Source organism: Thalassococcus sp. BH17M4-6 (genome assembly GCF_049323015.1).
GTDB lineage: Bacteria > Pseudomonadota > Alphaproteobacteria > Rhodobacterales > Rhodobacteraceae > Puniceibacterium.
Genome location: NZ_JBMPGU010000002.1, coordinates 106,210 through 131,556, shown reverse-complemented (window position 1 = coordinate 131,556; position 25,347 = coordinate 106,210). Strand labels below are relative to the sequence as shown.

Sequence of the window (25,347 nt, the reverse complement as noted above, 5' to 3'; positions counted from 1 at the left end):
GAGTTCAAACTATCTCTTTGTAACTGCACCATCCACCCCCCTTAAACGAACCCGCGCACCGATGCAGACCGGTGCGCGTTGCTGTCTACGAGAACAGGAAATCCGCCTCGGTCAAATCGCCTGAACTGACGCCCACCACGATCACCGTGTGATCACCGTAGGTGAACTGGGCCGAGGCCTGGCCGTCGTAAGTGATATCGGTGATGTCGAGGCGGCCAAGCTCATCCCCCACGGACCGCAGGCCGGTGACGCGCAGAATGTCGGTGCCGTCCTCGAAATCGTCGATCACGGTGCGGCCACCGCCGGACTGGGCGTTGAACACGAAGGTGTCGGCGCCCGCGCCGCCTTCGACGGTATCGCTGCCGTACCCCGAATTGATCGTGTCGTTGCCGTCGCCGCCAAAGATCTGGTCAGGCCCGGCACCACCGCCCAGGAAATCGTTTCCAGCTTCGCCATACACCCTGTCGGCACCGTCGCCGCCGCCGATGGCGTCATTGCCCGTGCCGCCATAGACCTCGTCGTTGCCCGCACCGCCCCCCAGCGTGTCGTCGCCGTCCTGGCCCAGCACCGTGTCGTTGTCGTCGCTGCCGCCGGAGCGGTCGTCGCCGTTGCCCGCCTCGACCCGGTCGTCGCCCGGACCGGCGTTGATCGTGTCGTCACCTGCCCCGCCGCGCATCGTATCCTCGCCGGGACCGGCGCCGCCGCGGTCGTTGCCGTCACCACCGTCCATGTCATCGTCGCCGTCGCCGCCGCCGATGCGGTCGTCACCGTCGCCGCCGCGGATCGTGTCGTTGCCGCCCGCGCCGGGCAGGCGGTCATTGCCCGGCCCGCCCTCGAGAAGGTCATCCCCCTCCCCGCCCTTGAGCCCGTCGTCGCCAAACCCGCCTTCGAGCGTGTCGTTGCCCGGGCCGCCATCCAGCCGGTCGTCGCCGTCATTCCCGCGGATCGTATCGTCGCCGCCCGCGCCGCGCAGGTCATCTCTGCCCGCGAAGCCGTCGATCTCCTCTCCGATCGGGGTGCCGTTGAAGGTGATGCTGGGCGGGCGGTAAATTTGCATCTCAGCGAGGGTGAGCGTCTGGTCATCGAACTCGAAGAACTCCACGCCTTCGACCTCGTCGCGCTGATCGCCGACGATGATGTGGATGGCGTCGCCCACGACCTCGACATTCACGTTGTAGCTGAATTCGTCAGCCAGCAGCGTGTCGGTGCCCGCACCGCCGTCCACGGTATCCTCGCCCGCGCCCGGGCGCAGTGTATCGTTGCCCGCGTTTCCGCCAAGGGTGTCGTCGCCATCGCCGCCGTCGACGTAGTCGTTGCCCAGTTCGCCGTAAATGGCGTCGCTGCCCGCTTCACCAAAAAGCAGGTCGTCTCCGCCAAGCGCTGACGAGTCGAGGCGCGCATCATCGCCGTAGATCCGGTCATTGCCGCCATTTCCATACAGCGTGTCGGCGCCATCATAGCCGTTGATGAAATCGTCACCGTCGCCGCCAAAACCGTAGTCATTACCCAACCAGCCATAAAGAGAGTCATTCCCTGCCCCGCCATACATGATGTCGTTGCCCTCGGCCCCCTCGAGGATGTCGGCACCAGCCTCGCCGTACAGCAGATCGTCGTCGTCGCGTCCCCACAGGCTGTCGTTGCCATCGCCGCCGTAGAGCGTGTCGTTGCCGGCGTTGCCGCTCAGGTAATCGTCATCACCTTCCCCATAAAGACTGTCGTTGCCGTCGTTGCCCACGACCGAATCCGCGCCGTTGCCGCCACGGACCTCGTCGTTCCCGGATCCGCCATACAGGCTGTCGTTTCCGTCCTGGCCAAAAAGCCGGTCGCTGTCTTCGCGCCCGAAAAGACTGTCGTTGCCAGTCCCGCCATAAAGCGAATCGTTCCCGGTGTTGCCGCTCAGGTAGTCCTCACCGTCACCGCCGCTCAGGTAATCGTTGCCCGCGTTTCCGACGACCGAATCGTTGCCGGTGTCGCCATAGACGGAGTCGTTGTCATCCCCGCCATAAAGACTGTCGTTTCCGGATCCGCCGAACAGTCGGTCGTCATCCCTCTCGCCCAAGATATAATCATTTCCGGAGCCCCCATAGATATTGTCATTGCCGGTCCCGCCCTCGAGCGTGTCGTTCCCACCCAGCCCGTTGATCGTGTCGTTGCCCGCGCCGCCATCAAGGTTGTCAGCCCCGCTCGATCCGTCGACGGTTGTGGAAAAGGGGTTGGGAATGATCGTCGTGATGTGACGGATGAAATTGGTCGTGTCGTTCCGGGTCGCCATGGCGATGCTCCAAATTAAGATCCAGAAGCAAGCAAGCCGCTGAAAAATATGTTTATTACAAGTAGGTCCGCGAATATTAGGACATTTCCCCCAACAAAAGAAGCTTTTTGAACGGGCGCGCCGGACCTCCACTTTTGGCCGGTCCGCAAGCCCACCCGCCCGGCAATCGCGGCTTTCGCGGCCACGCCGCGCGGCCTATAACGGGCGTCATGACACCCAGGCCCGACCTTCTGCTGCATCTCGGTCAGGACAAGACCGGATCGACCGCAATCCAGCGCAGTCTTTACGGCTCCCCCGCCGCACTGCGCGATGCGGGGCTGTATTTTCCCGACCCCGGCGGGCATGCCAGCCATCGCCAGATCTTTCCGCATCTGACCGGCTGCCTGCCCGAGGATCCGGTGCAGATGAAGACGCTCGCCAAGTCCGAAGCGGCGGCCTTCGCCACGGCGCAGGCGATGTGGGCCGACACGCTCAGGCAGATGCAGGCCGCGCCGCCTCGGCGCCTGATCCTGTCGAGCGAGACAGAGTTTCGCAGCTACCCCAAGGCCGGGTTCGAGCGTCTTGTCCAGACACTGAACGCCGTCGTGGACAAGGTGAGGGTCGTCGCCTATCTGCGTAGCCCGGCAAGCTTTTTCGTCAGCCGGGTGCAGCAGGACCTCAAGAAACGGCCCGAACCCAGCCGCATTCCGCCGGATCACTACCGCCGGGTGCTGGCGCCCTGGCGCGACCTTGGCCCTGGCCCGGTCGAGGTGGTCGAATACCGGCGCGAGGCGCTGTTCCAGGGCGATGTGATCGCGGATTTCTGCCAGCGCTTCCTGCCCGAGCTCGACCGCGCGCGGCTCGCCGATCCTGGCTATTCCAACCCGACGCTGAGCGCCGAGGCGATGGATCTTCTGCAGGATTTTCACCGCGGCGAGGTACAGGCGCCCTATGCCTGGTACGCGCGCCGCCCGCAGCGGTTCAAGAACCTCGTCGCCCAGGCGGATGCCGAGGTCGAGGGCAAGACCCGCCCGCGCCTGCACGACAGCCTGCGCGCCGTGATCGAGGCGCGCACGACCGATCTGGACTGGCTCGAGGGTGAATTCGGCCTGACGTTCGGCGATGTCAGCCCGCCGCAGATGCCCCGTGCCACCGCCGAAGAGCGGTTTCAGACGCTGCGCGACGTGGCCGACATCTGCCCCGTGGACAGTGCCCGCAAGGCCGCGCTGTGGCAGCGGGTGCAGGCCATCGCGCGCCGCGACAGGTCGCTTCTGGCGCGTGCCGCGCGCGGCTTTCGCCGCTAAGCTTGCCCGGCCCGGTGTCGCCTGCTAAATCCGCCGAAACCCCGGGGGGAACAGGCCAGACATGCGCGCAGCCATCGGCACCAGCGATTACCACGTCGGCGGGGAAACCTTCATCAACCGCCATATCAACCTGCTGTTCGGCGGCGATACCGTGGTGATCTGCGGCCGGTTCAACGGCGACGATCCCTACGGCAAGCCGCTCTTCGTGCGGCGCGAAAAGCTCACCGGCGGCGATCTGATCACCGCGCCGTTTTGGACCCTCTGGAACCGCGCGCGGCACAGCACCTCGCGCCTGCCCTTCGGTCGGGGCAAACGCGATCTGGCGCGATTTCTGCGCGATCAGCGGGTCGAGGTGATCCTGGCGGAATTCGGCACGCAGGCGCTGGCGCTGGCGCCGCTGGCCAATGAGCTGGGCCTGCCGATCTTCACGTACTATCGCGGCACAGATGCCTCCAAGGCGCTGCAATCGCGACGGATTCAGTCCGCCTATCGCAAGCTGATGCCGCGGCTCGCCGGGGTGTTCTCGGTCTCGCAATTCCTGCTCGACAACCTCGCGCGGCACGGTGTGCGGCACGACAATGCGCATGTCATCCCCTCGGGCGTCGACGTGCGCCGCTTTGCGCCGGGCGACAAGCAGCCGCTCAGCTGTCTTGCCGTCGGCCGCTTCGTCGAAAAGAAGGCCCCGCTGGTGACCCTGCAAAGCTTTGCCGAGGCGACGGCGGACCGCCCCGACGCGCGGCTCGATTTTGTCGGTGACGGCCCTCTGCTTGCGCCTGCGCAGGCGCTGGCGGAGCGGCTCGGCGTGTCGGGAAAGGTCATGTTTCACGGCGCGCAGCCGCATGACATGGTCCGTCAGGCGCTGCAGCAGACGCAGTTCTTCCTGCAGCATTCGATCACCGCGCGTGATGGCAATACCGAAGGCCTGCCCACCGCCATTCAAGAGGCGATGGCTTGCGGCTGCATCACCGTTTCCACCCGCCACGCCGGCATCCCCGAGGCCATCGACGAGGGCGAGACCGGGTTCCTGGTCGACGAGCACGATGCCGCCGGTTTCACCGCGGCAATCGGCCAGGCGATGGACGTTGGGGACAAACCCGCCATGGCCGCCCGCGCCCGCACAGTCGCAGAGGCGCGGTTCGACAACGACGTGCTTTTGGCTCGGTTGGAAACGCGGATTCGCGAAACGCTCGGACGCTGAAACCGGACGATCTGAGCAGTGCGCGGCAAGTCGTTCGCTCAAAAGCGAAAACCGGAGGCAGGCCGTCTGACGTCGCATGATCTGTGCGCTTGATGGGCAGCAATCCGCCCTGGAAACGCCAGAGAAGACGATGAAGTCACAAGAATGTTCGAAAAGTGAAATTTATAGCCAAATCTGGTGAGAATATCCGAACTATAAGCAGATAAAGGTAAAATTCGATGCATCAAACTTCGCCTGGAATGGCTGAATTGGCACTGTCTGCGCCCCTCAAACCGGAACTCAGCTTCGATATTCAAATACTTTAATTTAAATGATATTTTGATATATCCACCAAGGCGGCGCATTTCGTCGCCTTCAGCCTCTCTGATCACGTTACAACGCCCTCAGCACCGCCACAGCGACCGCTTGCCAAGCGGGCCCTGCGCGCCCTAAGCAGGCCGCATCGCGCCGACCGGAGCCTGCCCCATGTTGCTGTATCGCCTGCTGATTTCGGTCTTCGCTGTCTGGCAGGGCCTGCGCCTACTCCTGCGGGGCGACACCGGAGCGCTGACGGCGCGGCTGGGCGGCACGCGCCCCGACCGTGAGGCGCCGCACCTCTGGCTGCACGCCGCCTCGAACGGCGAGTTGAGTTCGGCCCGGGCGGTCATCGACGCGCTGCGCGACGCGCGCCCCGATCTGCCGCTGCTCATCACCTGCAACAGCCGCTCCGGCGTTGACCTGGCGCGGGGCTGGGGCCACGCCGCGCAGCTTGCCCCCTTCGATCTGGCCTGGGCGGTCCGTCGGATGCTGCGCCGCTGGCGCATCGCGGCGCATATCACGATGGAGACCGAGATCTGGCCGAACCGGGTGCGGCTTTGCCCCGGCCCGGTGCTGGTTCTGGGCGCGCGCATGACCGAACGCACCGCGCGCGGTTGGGGCCGCCTGCCCGGCCTTGCCGCGCGGACGCTGAACGAAATTACCTATCTTTCGGCGCAGGACACCGCATCGCTGGAGCGGTTTCGCGCGCTTGGCCTGCCCGACAGCGCCGCGGGCCCGGTGGTCGATCTCAAGGCGTTCTACACGCCTCCCGCAGACCAGGTGCCCGATGCCGCCCTGCGCGCCGCCTATTCGCGCACAGACACCTGGCTGGCGGCCTCGACCCACGAAGGCGAGGACGAGGTGGTGATCGCCGCGCACATTGCCGCCCGCGCGCACCGCCCAGGCCTGCGGCTGATCCTGGCCCCGCGCCACCCGCGCCGCGGCGATGAGGTGGCTGCCCTGCTGTCCGAGGCAGGACTTGCGACTTCGCGCCGCTCCGCCGGAGAGATGGGGGCCGAGGTGCTGCTGGCCGACAGCCTGGGCGAAATGGCGCGCTGGTACGCGCTGGCCGGCACGGTCTTTATCGCGGGCACCCTGACCGATCGCGGCGGGCACACGCCCTATGAACCGGCGGCTTTTGGCGCGGCGCTGATACACGGGCCGGATGTGCGCAACTTTCGGGCGGCCTTTACCCGGCTGCATGCCGCGGGGGCGGCGATCCGCATCGATGACGCCGCCACGCTGGCCGAGGCGCTGATCGCGCTGAAGGCCCCGGCGGATCAGGAGAACCAGGGGGCCGCCGCGCACCGCGCGCTGGCACAGGCCACCGGCAGCGACGAGTTGATCGCGCATGTCCTGGACCACCTGCCCCGGCATTGAGGGACTGGCCAGACCTTTCGTGCTACGGTACGCAGAGGTCAGACAGACTGCCCGCACCGAGAGCCGCCGCATGCGTCCAGAAGGTTTCAGCCAGTTGCCCCTGTCCCTGCGGCGCGCGCAGAAGACCGACGTGCGCACGCAGTTCGCGGCGCTTTGCTACCGGATCACCAACGACAAGCCACAGATTCTGCTGATCACCAGCCTGTCGGCAAAGCGTTGGATCGTGCCCAAGGGCTGGCCCGAGCATGGCCTGACGCCTGCGCAAAGCGCGGCGCGCGAGGCCTGGGAAGAGGCGGGCGTGCGAGGCGACGTGGCGCAGCAGGCCATTGGGCTTTTCTCTTACGTCAAGGTCGGCGATGCGCAGCGCCTGCCCTGCGTGGCGCTGGTGTTTCCGTTGCAGGTGCGCAAGCTGTCGGACAAGTTCCCCGAACGCAACCTGCGCCAGCGCGCCTGGTTCAGCCGCAATAAAGCCGCCGCCGCGGTCCGCGAACCGGAGCTGGCGCAGCTTTTGCGCCAGTTCGACCCACGGCTGCTGCGGCGATAGATCGGCTTGAAGCCGTTGCGCAAAAAGCTACGTTAAAAGAACCGTTATCAGGATTAGTCCGATGATCAGTTACAGCCTGCGGTGCCGCGACGATCACCGCTTTGACAGTTGGTTTCAGTCGGCGGACGCCTTCGACAAGCTGCGCAAGAGCGGCATGGTCACCTGCGCGGTCTGCGGATCGACCGAGGTGGAAAAGGCGATCATGGCCCCCCGCGTCAGCACCTCGGAGCGCGAGGCACGCCCGCTGAGCGGCCCGCGGTCGCCCGCCGAACAGGCGGTGGCAGAGCTGCGCAAAAAGGTCGAATCGACCGCCGATTACGTTGGCAAGGATTTCGCTAAACAGGCCCGGGACATGCATGACGGCATCAGCCCGGAACGGCCCATCTGGGGCGAGGCGCGGCCCGACGAGGCGCGCAAACTCTTGCAGGACGGGGTGCCGGTGCTGCCGCTGCCGGGCCTGCCGAAACGCAAAACCAACTAGGGGACGGCACATGCGGGTGATGATCACGGGCGCCAATCGCGGCATTGGCGCCGCACTGAACGCCGCCTATGCCAAGCGCGGCGACGAGGTGCTGGCCACGGCGCGTCACGGGCAGGACTACCTGCCGCTCGACGTGACGGACCCCCAGTCGCACAGCGCCCTGGCCGGGCAGCTGGAAGGCGAGGTGTTGGACACGCTGATCTGCAATGCCGGGGTCTATCTGGACAAGGGCCAGTCGCTCGCCGATGGCTATGCGCCGCAGATGTGGGCAGACAGCTTTGCCGTCAACGTGACCGGCGTGTTCCTGACCGTGCAATATATGCTGGCGGGATTGCAGCGGGCCGAGGCGCCGAAGATCGCGATCATCTCGTCGCAGATGGCGTCGAGCGAGCGCGCCCCCGGCGGCAGCTACATCTACCGCGCGTCCAAGGCGGCGGCGCTGAACCTGGGGCGCAACCTGGCGCAGGATCTCAAGGGGCTGGGCATCGCCGTGGGAATCTATCACCCCGGCTGGGTGCGCACCGATATGGGGGGCGAGTCTGCCGATCTAGCGGTCGAAGATGCGGCAAAGGGATTGGTGGCGCGGATCGACGCGCTGTCGCTCGACACGACAGGCTGTTTCGAGACTTGGGACGGGCGGGCGCATCCCTATTGAGCGCGGTGACCGACCCAGCCGCCTTTCCGCAGGCCTTTGCTGATGCCTGGCACAGCCGCGAGGGCGCGGCCATCGGCGCGCTCTTTGCCGAGGATGCGGAATTCGTCAATGTCGTGGGGTTGTGGTGGCATGACCGCGACAGCATCGCCAAGGCTCATGACTACGCCCTGAAAAGCTTTTTCGCCGAAACCACGCTGCGCGTCGGCGCGGTCCGTCACCGCGCGCTTGGGTCGGATCATGCCTTGGTGCAGGCCCGCTTCACCCTGACCGGGCAGACAGCCCCCGATGGATCGCCCGCCGGGACACGCCAGACGATTCTGAGCTTCGTCCTGCGGCGCGACGGCCCGGGCTGGATCGCGATGGCGGCGCAGAACACCGACGTGGTGCCCGGGGCCGAAACCCATGTGAACGCGGAACGGTTCGGCCCGGCGGATTACCGCGGCGCCTGAGGCGCGCGACATGCGAGGGGCGCTGCCCCTCGCGCTCCCCGAGGTATTTGAGAACCAGAGAAGCAGGTAAGCTGCACGGCCTCTTGCGCAGCTAAGGGCCGCCGCGTAAAGCACGGGGCGCAATTGTTCCACCGGGAGAGCCAGATGCCCGTTCTCGTGATGAAATTCGGCGGCACCTCTGTCGCGACGCTCGACCGGATCCGGCGGGCGGCGAAGCGCGTGGGCGTCGAGGTGGCCAAGGGATATGACGTGATCGTCATCGTGTCGGCCATGTCGGGCAAGACCAACGAACTTGTCGGCTGGGTGGGCGAAACCTCTCCGCTCTACGACGCGCGCGAATACGACGCCGTGGTGTCGAGCGGCGAGAACGTGACCGCAGGCCTGATGGCGCTGACCCTGCAGGAAATGGACATTCCCGCCCGCAGCTGGCAGGGCTGGCAGGTCCCGGTCAAGACCACCAGTGCGCATGGCTCTGCCCGGATCGAGGACATCCCGCCCGCCAACATCACCCGCAAATTCGGCGAAGGCATGCAGGTCGCCGTGGTCGCGGGCTTTCAGGGTGTCAGCCCCGAGGGGCGGATCACCACGCTGGGGCGCGGCGGCAGCGACACCACCGCCGTGGCCTTTGCCGCCGCCTTTGATGCCGAGCGCTGCGACATCTATACGGATGTGGACGGCGTCTATACCACCGACCCGCGGATCTGTGAAAAGGCCCGCAAGATGGACCGCATCGCGTTCGAGGAGATGCTGGAACTGGCATCGCTGGGCGCCAAGGTGCTGCAGACCCGGTCGGTCGAACTGGCAATGCGCTACAAGGTGAAGCTGCGCGTGCTGAGCAGTTTCGAGGAACAGTCGGACGACGCGGGCACGCTGGTCTGCGCAGAGGAGGATATCGTGGAAAGCAATGTTGTGGCCGGTGTGGCCTATTCCCGCGACGAAGCAAAGATGACCCTGGTGTCGGTCGCCGACCGTCCGGGCATCGCGGCGGCGATCTTCATGCCGCTGTCCGAGGCCGGCGTGAACGTCGACATGATCGTGCAGAACATTTCCGAAGAGGGGCGGACGGACATGACGTTTTCCTGCCCCGTCGATCAGGTCAAACGCGCCGACAAGGCGCTGGCCGACGCCAAGGCGCAGGGCCAGATCAACTTTCACGACCTGGTGGCCGACACCGGCGTCGCCAAGGTGTCGGTGGTGGGCATCGGCATGCGCAGCCACACCGGCGTCGCGGCCAAAATGTTTTCGGTGCTGAGCCAGGAAGGCATCAACATCAAGGTCATCACCACGTCCGAAATCAAGATCTCGGTCCTGATCGACCGCAAGTACATGGAATTGGCGGTGCAGGCGCTGCACGACGCGTTCGAGCTTGAGAAAGCCGCCTGATCCGGGCCGACGGGCAAAGCGCCGTGCCCATTCAGGGGGCGGCGCGGCTGGCTGCGCACAAATGACTGCCGTTTGCGCCATGCACGCCAAAGTTGTGAAAACGCCTCTCCCCTTCCGGGCCGGTTCGGCCTATACCTGACCTCCGGGATCAAAGCGGATGTACCATGGCCGACGGATTTGAAAGTGAAAGCCGCAAACTGCTGGGCAGGCTGCGCGACACCATGGCCGAAGAGGCCGCGGGTCAGGCGCGGCTGGACAAGATCACTCATCTGACCGCCGATTCCATGGGCACCGAGGTGTGTTCGATCTACCTTTTCCGCGATGACGAAACGCTGGAATTGTGTGCCACCGAAGGTCTGAACCCCGACGCGGTGCACCAGACCCGGATGCGGCTGGGCGAGGGCCTTGTCGGCCGCGTCGCGCGCTTCGGCAAGATCGTCAATACCGCCGACGCACCCCAGGCCAAGGGCTTCCGCTACATGCCGGAAACCGGGGAGGAAATCTATTCCAGCTTCCTCGGCGTGCCGATCCAGCGGCTGGGCGAAAAGCTGGGCGTGCTGGTCGTGCAGTCGAAGGAGGCGCGCGAATTCACCCCTGACGAGATCTATGCGCTCGAGGTCGTGGCGATGGTGCTGGCCGAGATGACGGAGCTTGGCGTTTTCGTCGGCGAAGGGGCGGCGCTGACGGCGCGGCACACCCAGCCTGCGCTTTTGCGGGGCACCACCGGGCAGGAAGGCACCGCCGAAGGCCATGTGTGGCTGCATGAACCGCGCGTCGTGGTGACCAACCTTGTCGCGGATGATCCCGAACGGGAACGCGAGCGCCTGACCGAGGCGGTCGAGGCGCTGCGGATCAGCGTCGACGAATTGCTGGCCGATGCCTCGGGCGACAGCGAACAGGCACAGGTGCTGCAGGCTTACCGGATGTTCGCCAATTCCAAGGGCTGGATGCGCCGCATGGAAGAGGACATCAGCCGCGGCCTGTCGGCCGAGGCGGCGGTCGAGAAGGAACAAAGCCAGGCGCGGGCGCGGATGAACCAGGTAACCGATGCCTACCTGCGCGAAAGGCTGCAGGATCTCGATGATCTCAGCAACCGGCTGCTGCGCAACCTGACCGGCCAGGGGCGCGAAACCGGCGCCGACATGCCCGACGATCCGATCCTGATCGCGCGCAACATCGGGCCGGGCGAACTTTTGGATTACGGCCGCAAGCTGCGCGGCATCGTGCTCGAGGAAGGGTCGGTCGGGTCGCATGCCGCCATCGTCGCGCGGGCGCTGGCGATCCCGCTGGTGATCCACGCGGGCCGCATCACCAACGAGGCGCTGAATGGCGACCACATCATGGTGGACGGCGATCAGGGCGTTGTGCACCTGCGCCCCGACGACACCGTGGTAAGCGCGTTCCGCGAAAAGATCGCGATGCAAGCCAAGGCGCTGGAACGCTATGCCTCGATCCGCGACACGCCTTGCGTCGCCGCCTGCGGCACCCGGGTCGAGCTGCACATGAACGCAGGTCTGATGGCCGATTTGCCCAGCCTCACCAGCTCTGGCGCCGAAGGGGTGGGGCTTTTCCGCACCGAACTTCAGTTCCTGGTGCGCAACCAGATGCCGCGCCGGACGGAACTCGCCGCGCTTTACGCCCGGGTGCTGGACGCGGCGCTGGGACGGCGCGTGGTCTTTCGCACGCTCGACATCGGGTCGGACAAGGTCCTGCCCTACATGAAGCCCAATGACGAGCCGAACCCCGCGCTGGGGTGGCGCGCGATCCGCGTCGGGCTGGACAAGCCCGGCGTGCTGCGGATGCAGCTGCAGGCGCTTCTGCGGGCCGCCGACGGGCGGCCGCTGTCGGTGATGTTCCCGTTCGTCGCGCAGTTCGAGGAGTTCCGCAAAGCCCGGGCCGAGATGGAGAAGGCGCTGGAACGCGAGAAAATTCTGGGCCACGCCATTCCCGAAACGCTCGAGGTAGGGGCGATGCTGGAAACCCCCAGCCTGGCCTTCGCGCCGCAGCAATTCTTTGAAGAGGTGCAGTTTCTGTCCATCGGCGGCAACGACCTCAAACAGTTCTTCTTTGCCGCGGACCGCGAAAACGAACGGGTGCGGCGACGCTATGACACGCTGAACGTCAGTTTCCTGACCTTTCTCGAGGGCATCGTCGACCGCTGCCGCGATACCGGCACCCGGCTGTCGTTCTGCGGCGAAGACGCGGGCCGCCCGATCGAGGCGATCTGCCTGGCAGCCATCGGCCTGCACAGCCTGTCGATGCGTCCCGCGTCCATCGGGCCGGTCAAGCATCTGTTGATGCGGGTAAAGCTCGGCGAGGTGCGGGCCGTGATTGATGAGGCCCGCGATCAGGGCCACCAATCGGTCCGCGGGCCGGTCATGAACTTCCTGCGGGACAAGATCTAACAGGGCGCGTCAGGCGCGCGAACGGCCCGTCACCGCCGTGCGGGTCGGCTGGGCCGCTTTTTCAGGCGCTGCCGCAGGTCGTTCACCAGCTCGGCGCGCGGCGTGCCGGTACGTTCCGACAATCGGCGCAGGCCAAAATGAACCCGCGCCATTTCCTGGTAATAGCTGGTGTAGGCATAGTTGGTCGCCGCGCCTGCAGCCGCGCCCAGCACCGGCACCGTCTGCGCGGCGAGCTTTTGACCCAGCACCGTCGCCAGGCGCGGCGCGATGCGCGCCATGATCGCGCGCACGGTGGTGCCGGTCAGAGTGATGCGCGCCGACAGAAAGGCCATGTCGACCCCGTCGTCCGCCTCCAGCGGGCCGGCAGAGCCGAAGACCAGCAGGCATTCCTTCTGGATCTCGGGATCGGACGGGTCGTAGCCGTGTTCCGCCGCGATGCCCTGTATCGTGCGCAAAAGCACCGTCGTGGTCACCGGCAGCTCGGCCAGGGCCGTGGGCAGGCCGCCCGCACCGCCCACCGCGCCCATGGCCGTGGTCATCGCGGTGTTGAGCCAGCTTTTCTGGTCGGGCACCACCCCGCGCGACTGCGCGGCGGCGCGCAGCGCCACCTGAAGCGCGCGTTCCGTCGCCTCTTCCAGCCGGTTCTTGGCGCCGTCGGGAAGGCGCTCCAGCAGGTTTTCCGCCTGCCCGCCGACAAAGTTCAGCACCTGCAGGCCGACCCCGCCCGCCGCCCTGTGACGGCGCGCCAGTTCGGTCAGTTCGCCATCGATATCAATCGCCACAAGGTCGGTGCCGGTCATCGCGCTCTCCTTCGCTGTCCTTGTAAGATTGGCAGCGCGGGGCGCGGTTTCAAGCGTCCGGCGTGACCTCGCCCGCGATCCCGTCCCAGGCACCGGGGCGCAAGGCGACGCCCAGCACCCGTTCCGGGTTGGTCGGCGGCGGCATCTCGACCCCGTCCAGACGGACAAAGCCGAAGCGCTGGTAATAGGGCAGATCGCCCACCAGCAGGACCCGTTCCCAGTCAGCCTCGGCGGCGGCCAGGGAATCGCGAATCATCGCCGCGGCCAGCCCTTCGCCCTGGGCCGTGGGGTGCACCGCGACGGGCCCCAGAAGCAGCGTGCGATGCCCCGCCACGCGCACCGGCCAGTAGCGGATCGCACCGCCGATGAAACCGCCTTCGTCCAACGCCACACGGCTAAGCGACACCACCGGATCGACGCCGTCGCGCAACCGGTAGGACGACAGCGCCGTGCGCCCGGGCACAAAGCACAGGTCATAAAGCGCCTCTACCGCCCAGTAATCTTCGGGCTCTTCCTTTTTCAGCGTGAACAAGGGGCTGGCCTCGTGCATTCGGGTGAAATCCGGCCTATCACGGGGCCAATCCTTCGGCAAACAAGAGAGACCCGCATGTTCTACCGCCCCGAAGATGGCCACGACCTGCCGCACAACCCGTTCAACGCCATCGTCACGCCGCGCCCCATCGGCTGGATCTCGACCCGCGGGTCGGACGGGTCGGAAAACCTCGCCCCCTATTCCTTCTTCAACGCCGTGGCTTACGTGCCGCCGCAGGTGATGTTTTCCTCGACCAGCGCAAAGCCCGACCGGGGCGACACCAAGGACAGCGTCGCCAATATCCGCGACACCGGGGTGTTCTGCGTCAACATCGTGTCCTACGCGCTGCGCGACGCGATGAACAAGACCTCGGGACCATGGGACAAGGGCACCGACGAATTCGAACTGGCAGGGCTGGAAAAGGCGCCGTGCAAGCAAATCGCCTGTTCGCGTGTGGCCGCCGCGCCCGCCAACCTGGAGTGCAAGCTGACGCAAATCGTTGACCTGCCCGGTGAGGCCAATTTCGCCGTGTTCGGAGAGGTCGTGGGCGTGCATATCCAGGACGATTGCCTGGTGGACGGCATTTTCGATGTGCTGCGCTTCAACCCGCTCAGCCGCATGGGTTACCGCGACTACACCGTGGTGCGCGAGAAATTCTCGCTCAAACGTCCAGGCGACTAACGCCTGACAAATGCGACCGCCCGTGGTATAGGGGCGCACCAACCCGATGGAGAGTGTGATGGACCAGACCCTTTGACCCCCTGACCCCAATTGTCACGTCAAAGGAGGCTGTCATGCCTGCACGTCTGCCCGACGCATCCCGCGTCCATCCCATCACCCTGCCCGACGGTTCCCTGCACAAGGGCACGGTTTTCCTCAAACACGCCATCGACCATCCGCGATTCGAGGTGGGGAAGTACACCTATGCCTCAGACTTCGACCCGCCCGAGCCCGATGGCTGGGCGGCGCGGCTGGCGCCCTACCTCTTCGACTTTGCCCAGGAAAAGCTGGTGATCGGCAAGTTCTGCCAGATCGCGCACGGCGTGCGGTTCATCGGATCCTCGGCCAACCACGAAAGCCGGGGGATCAGCACCTTTCCGTTCCAGGTCTTCGATCCCGATACGATGCTGGGCTACCAGCCCGACACCCGCGACACCTTGATTGGCCATGACGTCTGGCTGGGGTACGGCGCGATGGTCACGCCCGGCACGGTGATCGGCAACGGCGTGATCGTCGGCGCGGGCGCGGTGGTGCGTGGCCGCATCCCGGATTACGCGGTTGTCACCGGAAATCCGGCGCAGGTGGTGCGGATGCGGTTCCCGGATCGCGACATCGCGCAGCTACTGGCGCTGGCCTGGTGGGACTGGCCCACCGACCGGATCGCCGCCGCGCAGGACGCGCTGCAAGCGGGCGACGTGGCGGCCTTGGCGCGGCTCGCGCCGTAGTGGCGCGGGCGTGCGTCCTGTTGCCTGTTACCTGCCGGGGGGGGCTGGTCGGCACTTCCTCGCAGCGCCCGAACCGTGCGGGACTCCGCAGAAATTCGTTGAATTTCCGCTCTGTCCCGCTGGGCGCACAGGCAAGCCTGTGTGCCCTCAGTGGCCGCCGCCCAGCACCCCGGTGCGCACGCCGTAGTTCACGGCCAGAGCGTAATCGGGGTCATCGTCGCTGTCGACCATGAGGTGGCCCGCTTTCTTGAGCAGGCGGTGACAGTCGCGGCTGAGGTGGCGCAGCTGCACCCGCTTGCCCACCGCCTCGTACTTGCCGGCCACGGCCTCGATCGCCTGCAGGGCGGACTGGTCAACCACCCGGCTGTCGGCGAAATCGACGATCACCGTCTGCGGGTCCGCGACGGGATCGAACAGCTCGGCAAAGCCCTCGGCCGAACCGAAGAAAAGCGGCCCCTGCACCTGATAGACCTTGGCGCCTTCCGGCGTGGCATAGGTCTTGGCATGGATGCGGCGGGCGTTGTTCCAGGCATAGGCCAGCGCCGACACGATCACGCCCACGACGACCGCGACGGCAAGGTCCTCGTAGACGGTCACGATGGTGACGAGGATGATGACAAAGGCGTCGATTTTGGGCACGCGGGCCAGGATGGTGAGCGAGTTCCAGGCGAACGTGCCGATCACCACCATGAACATCACACCCACAAGGGCCGCCAGCGGGATAAGCTCGATCAGCGGCGCGGCGAAGAGGATGAAGATCAGCAGAAAGACTGCCGCCGCGATGCCCGCGATGCGCGTGCGCCCGCCGGATTTCACGTTGATCATCGACTGGCCGATCATCGCGCAGCCGCCCATGCCGCCAAAGAACCCGGTGGCGGTGTTGGCGATGCCTTGCGCGATGCACTCCTGGCTCGCGCCGCCGCGCTGGCCGGTCATTTCTCCGACAAGGTTCAACGTCAGCAGCGATTCGATAAGCCCGATCGCGGCGAGGATGACCGCGTAGGGCAGAATGATTTCGAGCGTTTCCAGGTTCAGCGGCACCATCGGGATATGGAAGGACGGCAGCCCGCCCTGGATCGAGGCAAGATCACCCACCCGCGGCACGTCGATGCCAAAGGCGATGACGATGGCGGCGACGATCCCGATGCCCGCCAGCGGTGCGGGGATCACGCGTGTCAGCTTTGGCAGCGCCCAGATGATGGCCATGGTCAGCGCCACAAGCGCCAGCATCGTGGCCAGCGGCAGACCCGACAGCCATTCGCCGCCGCCCATGCCGTGGCCCGTCGCCTCCATCGTGCCGGGCACCTTGAACTGTGACAGCTGCGCCAGGAAGATCACGATGGCCAGCCCGTTGACAAAGCCCAGCATCACCGGATGCGGCACCAGACGGATGAACCGCCCCCATTTCAGCGCCCCCGCGATGATCTGCAAGATGCCCATCAGCACCACCGTGGCAAAGAGGTATTCCACCCCGTGCTGTGCCACCAGCGCCACCATGACCACGGCAAGCGCCCCCGTCGCCCCCGAGATCATGCCCGGCCGGCCGCCAATGAGCGCGGTGATCAGCCCCACCATGAAGGCCGCATAAAGCCCGACCAGCGGGTGCACCCCGGCGACAAAGGCAAAGGCCACCGCTTCGGGGACCAGCGCCAGCGCCACCGTGAGGCCCGACAGCAGTTCGATCCGGAGGCGCGACGGGGTCAGCGCATCGTTGGGGGCCAGGCTGAGGTCGGGCAAGGTGATGCGGTCGGCGAAGTTCGCCAGAATCGATTTATTGGCCATGGGGCGTCCTTCTCGGGGTGTTGTTTGCGCTATTACTGCACCACGACGCGAATGGCCACCCGGCCCCGGGTGCGCGGCGGAACGGTCGGCCCATCGGGCGCGCCCGATGCTCAGGCTTTGCGCAACCGGTGCAGCTTCGCGTCGGTTTGACTTTTCATCGCGCGCCGCCCGGTGCAGTCTGCCGCTGCAATCCAAAGGGGTGTGACATGACGGAAACGATGATTGGCGTGATCGGCGGGTCGGGGATCTATGACATCGACGGGCTGGACGGCGCGGAATGGATGACCGTGACGGGCCCCTGGGGCGCGCCGTCCGACCAGATCCTGACCGGCAGTCTGGGCGGGGTGAGGATGGCCTTTCTGCCGCGACACGGGCGCGGTCATGTGCACAGCCCGACCACCGTGCCCTACCGCGCCAATATCGATGCGCTGAAACGGCTGGGGGTCACGGATGTGATCAGCGTCAGCGCTTGCGGGTCGTTCCGCGAAGAAATGGCGCCAGGAGATTTCGTGATCGTCGACCAGTTCATCGACCGGACCTTTGCGCGGGAAAAGAGCTTTTTCGGTACGGGCTGCGTGGCGCATGTGTCGGTGGCGCATCCGACCTGCCCGCGTCTGGGGGCGGCGTGCCTGACGGCCGCGCGCGACGCTGGCATCACCGTGCACGAGGGCGGCACCTATCTGGCCATGGAGGGCCCGCAATTCTCGACCCTGGCGGAATCGAAGATGTACCGGGAAAGCTGGGGCGCGGATGTCATCGGCATGACCAACATGCCCGAGGCCAAGCTCGCGCGCGAGGCCGAGCTTTGCTATGCCTCTGTCGCGATGATCACCGACTATGACAGCTGGCATCCCGACCACGGCGAGGTCGACGTGACGCAAATCATCGCCACGCTCATGGGCAATGCCGACAAGGGGCGGGACCTCGTCGCGCGCTTGCCCGCGCTTCTCGGCCCCGACCGGGCGCCCTGCCCGCACGGCTGCGACCGGGCGCTCGAATTCGCCATCCTGACGCAGGAACCCAACCGCGACCCGGAGCTGATGGCCAAGCTCGACGCGGTGGCGGGCCGGGTGCTGGGGGCAAGCGCATGAAGACCGTTCAGGATTACATCCGCACCATCCCGGATTTCCCACACGAGGGGATCATGTTCCGCGATGTGACCACGCTTTTCGCCGATCCGCGCGGGTTTCGCATGGCCATTGACCAGCTCTTGCACCCCTACGCGGGTGTACGGTTCGACAAGGTCGTAGGGCTTGAGGCGCGCGGATTCATCCTGGGCGGCGCGGTGGCGCATCAGCTGTCGGCCGGTTTCGTCCCGATCCGCAAGAAGGGCAAGCTGCCCGGCAAGGTCATTTCCGAGGAATACACACTGGAATACGGCTCTGCCGTGGTCGAGGTGCATGACGACGCGATCCAGCCGGGCGAACGTATTCTGGTGGTCGACGACCTGCTGGCCACCGGGGGCACCGCCGAGGCCGGGATCAAGCTGGTCGAGCGGTTGGGCGGCGAGATCATCGGCTGCGCCTTCATCGTCGACCTGCCCGAACTGGGCGGTCGCAAGCGGATAGAGGCGCTGGGGATGGAGGTGCATGCGCTCTGCACCTTTGACGGGGCCTGACGCCCCGCGTCAGACGTTGAAGGCGTCGGCCCAGTCGGGATGACGGCGGCGCTGCGCGTTTACGAAGGGACAAAGCGGCACGATCCGGAACCCTTCGGCGCGGGCATCCGCGACCAGCCGCTCGACCAGCGCCAGCCCCGCCCCGGTGCCGCGCAGAGCGTCAGGCACACCGGTATGATCGGCAATGACCATGGTCGGGGACGAGATGGAATAGGTCAGCTCCGCCTCGTGCCCGCCCTGCCGGATCACGTAGCGCCCGCGCGATCCCTCGACCTCGCGGGCGATGTCGAACTCAGACAAGCGTCGCCTCGGTCGCGGCGCGAATCTCGTCCTCGGTCACGCCCTCGGCGCATTCGACGATCTTCAGCCCGCCCTCGACCACATCGAGCACGCCGAGGTTGGTGATGATCCGGTCGACCACGCCCGTACCGGTCAGCGGCAGCGTGCATTCCTTGAGCAGCTTCGATTCACCAGCCTTGTTGGTGTGATCCATGACCACGATGACCTTCTTGACGCCGGCCACGAGGTCCATGGCGCCGCCCATGCCCTTCACCAGCTTGCCCGGGATCATCCAGTTCGCGAGATCACCGTTTTCGGCCACCTCCATCGCGCCCAGGATCGCCGCCGCGATCTTGCCGCCGCGGATCATGCCAAAGGACATGGCGCTGTCGAAATACGAGGTCCGCGCCAGTTCGGTGATTGTCTGCTTGCCCGCGTTGATCAGATCGGGGTCTTCCTCGCCCTCGAACGGGAAGGGCCCCATGCCCAGCATGCCGTTTTCGGACTGCAGGGTGATGTCCTTGTCGCCCACGTAGTTTGCCACCAGCGTCGGAATCCCGATGCCGAGGTTCACGTACATGCCGTCTTCAAGCTCTTGCGCGGCCCTTTCGGCCATCTGGTTGCGGTCCCAGGGCATTATGCGTCCTCCCGGCTGCGTGTGGTGACTTTTTCGATCCGCTTTTCATGCGTGCCCTGGATGATCCGGTGCACGAAGATGCCCGGCAGGTGGATGTGATCGGGATCAAGGCTGCCGCGTTCGACGATCTCTTCGACCTCGACCACACAGGTCTTGCCGCACATTGCGGCGGGCGGGTTGAAATTGCGGGCGGTCTTGCGGAACACCAGGTTGCCGGTGTCGTCGGCCTTCCATGCCTTGACGATCGACAGGTCGGCGACGATGCCCCGCTCCATGATGTAGGTTTCGCCGTCGAAATCCTTGTGTTCCTTGCCTTCCGCGATCCGCGTGCCGACGCCGGTCTTGGTGTAGAAGCCCGGGATGCCGCAGCCGCCCGCGCGCATGCGCTCGGCCAGCGTGCCTTGCGGGTTAAATTCAAGCTCAAGCTCGCCCGACAGGTACTGCCGCATGAATTCGGCGTTTTCACCGACGTAAGAGCTGATCATCTTCTTCACCTGCCGTGTCTGCAGCAGGATGCCGATGCCGAAATCGTCGACGCCCGCGTTGTTGGACGCAAAGGTCAGGTCCTTGGTGCCGGCGTCCTTGATCGCCTGCAGCAGCAGTTCGGGAATGCCGCAGAGGCCAAAGCCCCCCGCAGCGATGAACATGCCGTCGTGCAAAAGCCCATCAAGGGCCTCTGCCGCCGAGCCGTACACTTTCTTCATGACAACGCTCCTTGCTGATTGGCCCGAGTTGTGGCGCGCGCAAGGGGATAAGTCAACGCGGATGCCGCAGTGCGGCGCGACCTCAGATCAGCCGCACCTGCGTGCCGATGGGCGTGATCGCAAAGAGTTCGGCGATCTTTTCGTTATAAAGCCCGATGCATCCATCCGACGACGGCCGCCCGATCTTGCGGGTGTCGTGGGTGCCGTGGATCAGATAGGCGGGCCAGTCCAGGTACATGGCATGGGTGCCCAGCGGATTGTCGGGCGCGCCGCCTGCCACCGGCTCCCAGTCGGGAAAGCGTTCCATCTGGCTGGCTGTCGGGGTCCAGCTGGGCCCGACCTTCTTGCGCACGATGCTGGTATAGCCGCGCTTGGTCAGCTCGTCGGTCCGGGGCACCGAGGTCGGGTAGATACGGTAATCGGTGCCGTCGGCGTTCCAGAAATGCAGAGCCCGGCTGGCGGTGTCGCAGACGATGGCCCCCTGCCCCAGCGTTTCGAAGTGATCGCGCCAGTCCTGGCTCACGAAGCTCGAGATGTTGGCGCGGTTGATCGACGGCGCGGCCAGTACCTGCAGCGGCAGGGCGGTTGCGGCGGCGCCCAAAAGCAGCGCGCGACGGTTGAGATGGTGTGCCATGACGGGACCTTTCGGAATTGCCTGTTTTCCGGCAACCTGCCGACCGGCCCCGGGATTGACCAATCACATGCGCTTGAAGCGGCGTGAGACCGGCGGCTTTCGGCCCATCCGGTCAGTCATTGCCTTTGGATGCGGCCTTTTTGGCCGCAGGTTTCTTGGCCGCGGCCTTTTTCGCGGCGGGTTTCTTGGCGGCGGACTTTTTCTTGGGCGCCTTCTTGCCCGACTTGGCGGCCTTTTCAGCGATGAGGTCTACCGCCATGGCCATGGTCACGTCATCGGGTTCGGTCCCTTTGGGCAGGGTCGCATTTACCTTTTCCCACTTCACATAGGGGCCATAGCGGCCTTCCATGACACTGACGGCGCCGCCGCCTTCGGGATGTTCACCCAGTTCTTTCAACGGCTTGGCCGCCGTTCTGCCGCGCCCGCCGGGGTTGGCGCGCTTTTCGGCCAAAAGCTCGACCGCGCGGTTCATGCCCACTTCGAACACGTCCTGCGGGTCCTTGAGGCTGGCGTAGACGGGCTTTGCCTCGTCCGGCAGCTGGTGCATGATGTAGGGGCCGAACCGGCCAAAATTGCTCTTCATCTCGCCGCCATCGGGGTGCATGCCGATGGAGCGGGGCAGGCTGAGCAGCGTCAGCGCCTTTTCCAGCGTCATATCCTCGGCCTGCCAGCCCTTGGGCAAGCTGGCGCGTTTCGGGCGCTTGTTCTCCTCGGTCACCTCGCCGCGCTGCACGTAAGGCCCGAACCGACCGGTGCGAAGGGAGATCTCGTCCCCCTGATCCTCGCCCAGGACCCTGTCTTCGGTCTCGGCCGCGTCGCCGCCGATGGGGCGGGTATAGCGGCATTCCGGATAGCGCCCGCAGCCGACAAAGCCGCCGGTGCGCGAGGTCTTGAGGTGCAGCTTGCCTTCGCCACAGAGCGGACAGGTGCGCGGATCGCTGCCATCCTCGCGCGGCGGATAAAGCTGCGGCGCAAGCGCGTCGTCCAGCACATCCAGCACCTCGGCAATGCGCAGATCGGAAGTTTCGGAAATCGCGGCGGAAAAGTCGCGCCAGAACCGGCCCAGCAGATCCTTGTAGTCCTTCTGGCCCGCGCTGACGTCGTCAAGCTCGTCCTCAAGCGCGGCGGTGAAATCGTACTCGATGTAGCGCTTGAAGAAATTCAGCAGAAAGATTGTGACGATCCGGCCCTTGTCCTCGGGGAAAAGGCGGTTCTTGTCCTTGCGGACGTATTCGCGGTCCTGGATCGTGGTGATCACGCTGGCATAGGTCGACGGGCGGCCGATCCCCAACTCTTCCATCTTCTTGACCAGCGTCGCCTCGGTATAGCGCGGCGGTGGCTGGGTGTGCGATTGCGTGGCCAGCACGGCGGCATTGTCCGACAGCACCGCAACAGCGCCCTTGTCGGCGGCGCCGCCGTCCTCGGCCCGGGTGGTGGCCTTGGTGTAATCGGCCTTGAGGCCGGATTTGCCGAATTTTGCGGGCTCGCCCTCGCTGATCTGCGGCAGGCGCTTGTCGTCATCCTCGACCGGTTCGTCGCGGCCTTCCTCATAGACCTTGAGGAAGCCGTCGAACAGCACCACCTGACCGGTGGCGCGCAGTTCGACCTGGCCGTCGCGGCTGCCGATGTCGACGGTGGTGCGTTCCATCCGCGCGGCTTCCATCTGGCAGGCCAGCGTGCGCTTCCAGATCAGATCGTAAAGCTTGCGCTGGTCGGCATCGCGCAGTTTCAGCGCCTCGGCATCCTTGGCCATGTCGGTGGGCCGGATGCATTCATGCGCTTCCTGCGCGTTCTTGGCCTTGTTCTTGTAGATGCGCGGGCTGCTGGGCACGTATTTGTCGCCGTAACGATCCTTGATCGCGCTGCGCGCTTCTTGCACCGCCTCGGGGGCCATGTCGATGCCGTCGGTCCGCATGTAGGTGATGTGCCCGGCCTCATAAAGCCGCTGCGCGGTGGACATGCAGATCTTGGCGCCCATTCCGAACTTGCGGCTCGCCTCCTGCTGCAGGGTCGAGGTCATGAACGGGGCCGAAGGGTTGCGGTTGGCGGGCTTGGCCTCGACCGAAGTCACGCTCAGCTCGCGGCTGATCACCGCCTGCACGGCCAGTTCGGCCTGGGTGCGGTTTTCAAGGTCGTAACGGTCAAGCTTCTTGCCCGCGAGCTTCGTCAGCCGCGCCTCGTATTCCTGGCCGCGCGGCGTCGCCAGCTGCGCCTTGACCTGCCAGTATTCGCGCGGATTGAACGCCTCGATCTCCATCTCGCGCTCGACGATGAGGCGCAGGCATACCGACTGCACCCGGCCCGCCGACCGGGCCCCCGGCAGCTTGCGCCAGAGCACCGGCGACAGGTTGAAACCGACGAGGTAGTCAAGCGCGCGGCGCGCCAGATAGGCCTCGACCAGCGGCGCGTCGATGTCGCGCGGATTGGCCATCGCCTCGGTCACCGCCTGTTTGGTGATCGCGTTGAAGGTCACGCGGCTGACGGCCGTGTCCTTCTTGATCGACCGGCGTTTGGTCAACGCCTCCTTGAGGTGCCAGCTGATCGCCTCTCCCTCGCGGTCGGGGTCGGTGGCGAGAATGAGCGCATTGTCGGATTTCAGCGCCTCGGCGATGGCCGACACGTGTTTGCGGCTGTCGTTGGCCACCTCCCAGGTCATGTCAAAGCCGTTTTCGGTGTCGACCGACCCGTCCTTGGGCGGCAGGTCGCGCACATGGCCGTAAGAGGCCAGAACGGTGTAGTCGGACCCGAGATATTTGTTGATCGTCTTGGCCTTGGCCGGGGATTCTACGACAACGACGGGCATGAAAAATGGACCTTTCGGGGCAACAGATGGCTCGCGTATGGCGTTCTGGCATGTGGGGTGCAAGGGATATTTGTCAATCCGCGCCGCTCTGACGCTTGGGGCCGGGCGCGGTTTGTGGCATGACGGGAAGCAGGCGCAGGGGAGGATCGGAATGCGGTATTTGTTGGGGATTTTGCTGTTTTGTCTGCCCGTCTCGGCCCTGGGTTGGAGCACGCCGGACCGCGGCACAGCGACGCGCGCCGCGCTGATGGATGCGCTGCGCCCGCATGCGGAATGGCAGTTGGGCGCGCCGGTGGTCTTTGTGGTGTCGGACCTGCGGGTGCAGGGGGACGTGGCGTTCGGAAACCTGCGCGCGACCCGCGCCGGAGGGGGCGAGATCGACCTTTACCGGACCCCGGATTACCGGCGCGGGCTGATCGATCCGGAGTATATGGACGGACCGCGATACCAGGCGCTGTTCCGGCGGTCGGGCGACACCTGGGTCGCGGTGCACTGGGCGCTTGGGGCGACGGACGCCTGGTGGTACAACCCCGAATTCTGCCCGCTCTGGCAATCGGTGATCCCCGAGGTGTGCGGCTGAGGACGATCAGACCGTCCGCGCCAGCAGCCCGCCAGGCTGGCGGGTGATCTGGCCTGCCAGTTCCAGGTCGGTGAGCGCGGGGCCCAGGTGATGCGCCGGGGCATCCATGTCGCGAATCAACTGATCCTCGGCCATAGGCGACGGTCCCAGCCGTTCGAGAATCGCACGGTGCAGGCGCGCGGTGTCGGGCAGCGGTTTTGCCGGGCGCGCCGCCGGTTCCGGCAGGTCCAGCACGGGCTGCGGCGCGGGCGCGTCGACAGGCGGCAGGGCCTCGATCACATCCTCGGCGCTGCGCACCAGCCGTGCGCCGTCGCGGATCAGCATGTTGCAGCCGCCCGCGCGCGCATCGAAGGGATGGCCCGGCACGGCCAGCACCTCGCGCCCCTGATCGAGCGCGCACCGCGCGGTGATGAGAGAGCCGGATTTCGCCGCCGCCTCGACCACAACGGTGGCTTGTGCCAGGCCCGAGATGATGCGGTTGCGGGCAGGAAAGTGGCGGGCCTGCGGTTGCAGGCCCATCGGCTGTTCGCTCAGGCGCAGGCCGCCTGCATGCACCATATCCTCGGCCAGCTTGGCGTTTTCCGATGGGTAAAGCACGTCGACCCCGCCGCCCAGCACCGCGATGGTGCCGGTGCCCAGGCTGGCCATATGCGCCGCCGTGTCGATGCCACGGGCAAGGCCCGACACGATGACGAACCCCGCCTCGCCCAGCCCCTGGGCCAGCGCGCGGGCCATGCGGGTCCCCAGCGACGAGGCGTTGCGCGCCCCCACCAGCGCCACCATCGGCCGCATCAGCAACGCCGGATCGCCCACCGCCCAGAGCATCGGCGGGGCATCGGCAAGATCGGCAAGGGCGGTAGGATAGCCTGCCTCGCCCCGGCAGATCAGCCGGGCGCGGGCCATGCGCGCCGATTTCCATTCGGCCAGAACGACGCCTTCGGGGCAGATCTTGTAGCCTTCGACCCCGGCGGCGGCGGCCACCTCGGGCAGGGCGGCAAGCGCCGCCCGGGCGGTGCCGTGATCGGCCATCAGCCGGTAGAAGGTCGACACGCCGACACGGCGCGAGCGCAAGAGACGAAGCCAGTCCAACCGGTCGTCTTCCGAGGTGGGTGGGAGTAGGGGGTGAGTGGAAGAATTTGCTTGCCCTGTCATCCTGACTCCGTCGCTTGCCAGGATGTGATAGCGT

At 65.9% G+C, this 25,347-nt stretch carries 24 protein-coding genes; 14 read left to right on the top strand and 10 right to left on the bottom strand.

Translation table 11 applies throughout. From position 1 onward, the window contains the following. Positions 1-85 precede the first annotated feature (85 nt). A complete protein-coding gene (locus ACOXXX_RS03055; protein ID WP_422825076.1) occupies positions 86-2,272 on the bottom strand; it encodes a calcium-binding protein in 2,187 nt (728 codons plus the stop codon). Between the two features lie 209 nt (positions 2,273-2,481). Between ACOXXX_RS03055 and ACOXXX_RS03050 the strand changes: the two genes are divergently transcribed. The 9 genes from ACOXXX_RS03050 to ptsP all read left to right on the top strand — a co-directional run bounded on the left by ACOXXX_RS03050 (position 2,482) and on the right by ptsP (position 12,347). Beyond that, positions 2,482-3,555: a hypothetical protein gene (locus ACOXXX_RS03050; protein ID WP_422825075.1), complete on the top strand. Its 1,074-nt coding sequence runs from the start codon at positions 2,482-2,484 to the stop codon at positions 3,553-3,555. Positions 3,556-3,616: 61 nt separating this feature from the next. After that, positions 3,617-4,753, top strand: coding sequence for a glycosyltransferase (locus tag ACOXXX_RS03045; protein WP_422825074.1), 1,137 nt, complete (start codon positions 3,617-3,619; stop codon positions 4,751-4,753). 465 nt (positions 4,754-5,218) lie between these two features. Continuing rightward, the gene (locus tag ACOXXX_RS03040; RefSeq protein WP_422825073.1) at positions 5,219-6,430 is read left to right on the top strand and encodes a 3-deoxy-D-manno-octulosonic acid transferase; all 1,212 of its coding nucleotides are present in this window, start codon (positions 5,219-5,221) and stop codon (positions 6,428-6,430) included. Positions 6,431-6,524: 94 nt separating this feature from the next. Beyond that, positions 6,525-6,974, top strand: coding sequence for an NUDIX hydrolase (locus ACOXXX_RS03035; protein WP_422825072.1), 450 nt, complete (start codon positions 6,525-6,527; stop codon positions 6,972-6,974). 61 nt (positions 6,975-7,035) lie between these two features. Continuing rightward, entirely contained in the window at positions 7,036-7,455 is a 420-nt protein-coding gene (locus ACOXXX_RS03030) for a DUF1178 family protein (protein ID WP_422825071.1), read from the top strand. Positions 7,456-7,465: 10 nt separating this feature from the next. Beyond that, positions 7,466-8,110 carry an SDR family NAD(P)-dependent oxidoreductase gene (locus tag ACOXXX_RS03025; protein WP_422825070.1) on the top strand — a complete coding sequence of 215 codons (645 nt, stop codon included), beginning with the start codon at positions 7,466-7,468 and terminating at the stop codon, positions 8,108-8,110. A gap of 5 nt (positions 8,111-8,115) precedes the next feature. Next, entirely contained in the window at positions 8,116-8,559 is a 444-nt protein-coding gene (locus ACOXXX_RS03020) for an SgcJ/EcaC family oxidoreductase (protein WP_422825069.1), read from the top strand. 144 nt (positions 8,560-8,703) lie between these two features. Then, positions 8,704-9,942: an aspartate kinase gene (locus ACOXXX_RS03015; RefSeq protein WP_422825068.1), complete on the top strand. Its 1,239-nt coding sequence runs from the start codon at positions 8,704-8,706 to the stop codon at positions 9,940-9,942. A 164-nt stretch (positions 9,943-10,106) separates the two neighbouring features. After that, entirely contained in the window at positions 10,107-12,347 is a 2,241-nt protein-coding gene (ptsP, locus tag ACOXXX_RS03010) for a phosphoenolpyruvate--protein phosphotransferase (RefSeq protein WP_422825067.1), read from the top strand. A 29-nt stretch (positions 12,348-12,376) separates the two neighbouring features. Here ptsP and ACOXXX_RS03005 read toward each other — a convergent pair whose 3' ends face one another. Together ACOXXX_RS03005 and ACOXXX_RS03000 are read right to left on the bottom strand one after the other, a co-directional pair. Continuing rightward, positions 12,377-13,147, bottom strand: coding sequence for an EcsC family protein (locus ACOXXX_RS03005; RefSeq protein WP_422825066.1), 771 nt, complete (start codon positions 13,145-13,147; stop codon positions 12,377-12,379). Between the two features lie 49 nt (positions 13,148-13,196). Then, positions 13,197-13,697, bottom strand: coding sequence for a GNAT family N-acetyltransferase (locus ACOXXX_RS03000; protein WP_422825065.1), 501 nt, complete (start codon positions 13,695-13,697; stop codon positions 13,197-13,199). 57 nt (positions 13,698-13,754) lie between these two features. On the opposite strand from ACOXXX_RS03000, the gene ACOXXX_RS02995 reads away from it, so the two are divergent. Continuing rightward, positions 13,755-14,360 (top strand): flavin reductase family protein, encoded by a 606-nt coding sequence (locus ACOXXX_RS02995; protein WP_422825064.1) that lies wholly within the window; start codon positions 13,755-13,757, stop codon positions 14,358-14,360. A 113-nt stretch (positions 14,361-14,473) separates the two neighbouring features. Continuing rightward, positions 14,474-15,124, top strand: coding sequence for a CatB-related O-acetyltransferase (locus ACOXXX_RS02990; protein ID WP_422825063.1), 651 nt, complete (start codon positions 14,474-14,476; stop codon positions 15,122-15,124). Positions 15,125-15,271: 147 nt separating this feature from the next. Here ACOXXX_RS02990 and ACOXXX_RS02985 read toward each other — a convergent pair whose 3' ends face one another. Beyond that, a complete protein-coding gene (locus ACOXXX_RS02985; protein ID WP_422825062.1) occupies positions 15,272-16,906 on the bottom strand; it encodes a SulP family inorganic anion transporter in 1,635 nt (544 codons plus the stop codon). A gap of 206 nt (positions 16,907-17,112) precedes the next feature. Here ACOXXX_RS02985 and ACOXXX_RS02980 point away from each other — a divergent pair, with 206 nt between their 5' ends. Next, positions 17,113-17,997, top strand: coding sequence for an S-methyl-5'-thioadenosine phosphorylase (locus ACOXXX_RS02980; RefSeq protein ID WP_422825061.1), 885 nt, complete (start codon positions 17,113-17,115; stop codon positions 17,995-17,997). Beyond that, positions 17,994-18,524, top strand: a complete 531-nt coding sequence (locus tag ACOXXX_RS02975) for an adenine phosphoribosyltransferase (RefSeq protein WP_422825060.1) — start codon at positions 17,994-17,996, stop codon at positions 18,522-18,524. The genes ACOXXX_RS02980 and ACOXXX_RS02975 overlap by 4 nt, the downstream gene beginning before the upstream one ends. Before the next feature lie 9 nt (positions 18,525-18,533). Here ACOXXX_RS02975 and ACOXXX_RS02970 read toward each other — a convergent pair whose 3' ends face one another. From ACOXXX_RS02970 to topA, 5 genes are all read right to left on the bottom strand, one after another. Beyond that, positions 18,534-18,824 carry a GNAT family N-acetyltransferase gene (locus ACOXXX_RS02970; RefSeq protein WP_422825059.1) on the bottom strand — a complete coding sequence of 97 codons (291 nt, stop codon included), beginning with the start codon at positions 18,822-18,824 and terminating at the stop codon, positions 18,534-18,536. Next, complete coding sequence (locus ACOXXX_RS02965; protein ID WP_422825058.1) at positions 18,817-19,440, bottom strand: CoA transferase subunit B; 624 nt, start codon at positions 19,438-19,440, stop codon at positions 18,817-18,819. The genes ACOXXX_RS02970 and ACOXXX_RS02965 overlap by 8 nt, the downstream gene beginning before the upstream one ends. Then, on the bottom strand, positions 19,440-20,144 hold the full coding sequence (locus ACOXXX_RS02960) for a CoA transferase subunit A (protein WP_422825057.1): 705 nt from the start codon (positions 20,142-20,144) through the stop codon (positions 19,440-19,442). The genes ACOXXX_RS02965 and ACOXXX_RS02960 overlap by 1 nt, the downstream gene beginning before the upstream one ends. A gap of 82 nt (positions 20,145-20,226) precedes the next feature. Beyond that, positions 20,227-20,778, bottom strand: a complete 552-nt coding sequence (locus tag ACOXXX_RS02955) for a L,D-transpeptidase (RefSeq protein WP_422825056.1) — start codon at positions 20,776-20,778, stop codon at positions 20,227-20,229. Positions 20,779-20,890: 112 nt separating this feature from the next. Beyond that, positions 20,891-23,581, bottom strand: coding sequence for a type I DNA topoisomerase (topA, locus tag ACOXXX_RS02950; RefSeq protein ID WP_422825055.1), 2,691 nt, complete (start codon positions 23,579-23,581; stop codon positions 20,891-20,893). 151 nt (positions 23,582-23,732) lie between these two features. Here topA and ACOXXX_RS02945 point away from each other — a divergent pair, with 151 nt between their 5' ends. Then, the gene (locus tag ACOXXX_RS02945) at positions 23,733-24,161 is read left to right on the top strand and encodes a hypothetical protein (protein ID WP_422825054.1); all 429 of its coding nucleotides are present in this window, start codon (positions 23,733-23,735) and stop codon (positions 24,159-24,161) included. Positions 24,162-24,167: 6 nt separating this feature from the next. Here the strand turns inward: ACOXXX_RS02945 and dprA are convergent, their stop codons facing one another. Continuing rightward, positions 24,168-25,313, bottom strand: a complete 1,146-nt coding sequence (dprA, locus tag ACOXXX_RS02940; RefSeq protein ID WP_422825053.1) for a DNA-processing protein DprA — start codon at positions 25,311-25,313, stop codon at positions 24,168-24,170. Positions 25,314-25,347: the final 34 nt, after the last annotated feature.

Coding starts and splice junctions, on each gene's coding strand:
- ACOXXX_RS02995 (WP_422825064.1), top strand. CDS start 13,755: ATGTTCTACCGCCCCGAAGATGGCCACGACCTGCCGCACAACCCGTTC.
- ACOXXX_RS03015 (WP_422825068.1), top strand. CDS start 8,704: ATGCCCGTTCTCGTGATGAAATTCGGCGGCACCTCTGTCGCGACGCTC.
- ACOXXX_RS02945 (WP_422825054.1), top strand. CDS start 23,733: ATGCGGTATTTGTTGGGGATTTTGCTGTTTTGTCTGCCCGTCTCGGCC.
- ACOXXX_RS03025 (WP_422825070.1), top strand. CDS start 7,466: ATGCGGGTGATGATCACGGGCGCCAATCGCGGCATTGGCGCCGCACTG.
- ACOXXX_RS02955 (WP_422825056.1), bottom strand. CDS start 20,778: ATGGCACACCATCTCAACCGTCGCGCGCTGCTTTTGGGCGCCGCCGCA.
- dprA (WP_422825053.1), bottom strand. CDS start 25,313: ATGACAGGGCAAGCAAATTCTTCCACTCACCCCCTACTCCCACCCACC.
- ACOXXX_RS03045 (WP_422825074.1), top strand. CDS start 3,617: ATGCGCGCAGCCATCGGCACCAGCGATTACCACGTCGGCGGGGAAACC.
- ACOXXX_RS03050 (WP_422825075.1), top strand. CDS start 2,482: ATGACACCCAGGCCCGACCTTCTGCTGCATCTCGGTCAGGACAAGACC.
- ACOXXX_RS02980 (WP_422825061.1), top strand. CDS start 17,113: ATGACGGAAACGATGATTGGCGTGATCGGCGGGTCGGGGATCTATGAC.
- ACOXXX_RS03055 (WP_422825076.1), bottom strand. CDS start 2,272: ATGGCGACCCGGAACGACACGACCAATTTCATCCGTCACATCACGACG.
- ACOXXX_RS03000 (WP_422825065.1), bottom strand. CDS start 13,697: ATGCACGAGGCCAGCCCCTTGTTCACGCTGAAAAAGGAAGAGCCCGAA.
- ACOXXX_RS02985 (WP_422825062.1), bottom strand. CDS start 16,906: ATGGCCAATAAATCGATTCTGGCGAACTTCGCCGACCGCATCACCTTG.
- ptsP (WP_422825067.1), top strand. CDS start 10,107: ATGGCCGACGGATTTGAAAGTGAAAGCCGCAAACTGCTGGGCAGGCTG.
- ACOXXX_RS02990 (WP_422825063.1), top strand. CDS start 14,474: ATGCCTGCACGTCTGCCCGACGCATCCCGCGTCCATCCCATCACCCTG.
- ACOXXX_RS02975 (WP_422825060.1), top strand. CDS start 17,994: ATGAAGACCGTTCAGGATTACATCCGCACCATCCCGGATTTCCCACAC.
- ACOXXX_RS03040 (WP_422825073.1), top strand. CDS start 5,219: ATGTTGCTGTATCGCCTGCTGATTTCGGTCTTCGCTGTCTGGCAGGGC.
- ACOXXX_RS03030 (WP_422825071.1), top strand. CDS start 7,036: ATGATCAGTTACAGCCTGCGGTGCCGCGACGATCACCGCTTTGACAGT.
- ACOXXX_RS03005 (WP_422825066.1), bottom strand. CDS start 13,147: ATGACCGGCACCGACCTTGTGGCGATTGATATCGATGGCGAACTGACC.
- ACOXXX_RS02960 (WP_422825057.1), bottom strand. CDS start 20,144: ATGAAGAAAGTGTACGGCTCGGCGGCAGAGGCCCTTGATGGGCTTTTG.
- ACOXXX_RS02965 (WP_422825058.1), bottom strand. CDS start 19,440: ATGCCCTGGGACCGCAACCAGATGGCCGAAAGGGCCGCGCAAGAGCTT.
- topA (WP_422825055.1), bottom strand. CDS start 23,581: ATGCCCGTCGTTGTCGTAGAATCCCCGGCCAAGGCCAAGACGATCAAC.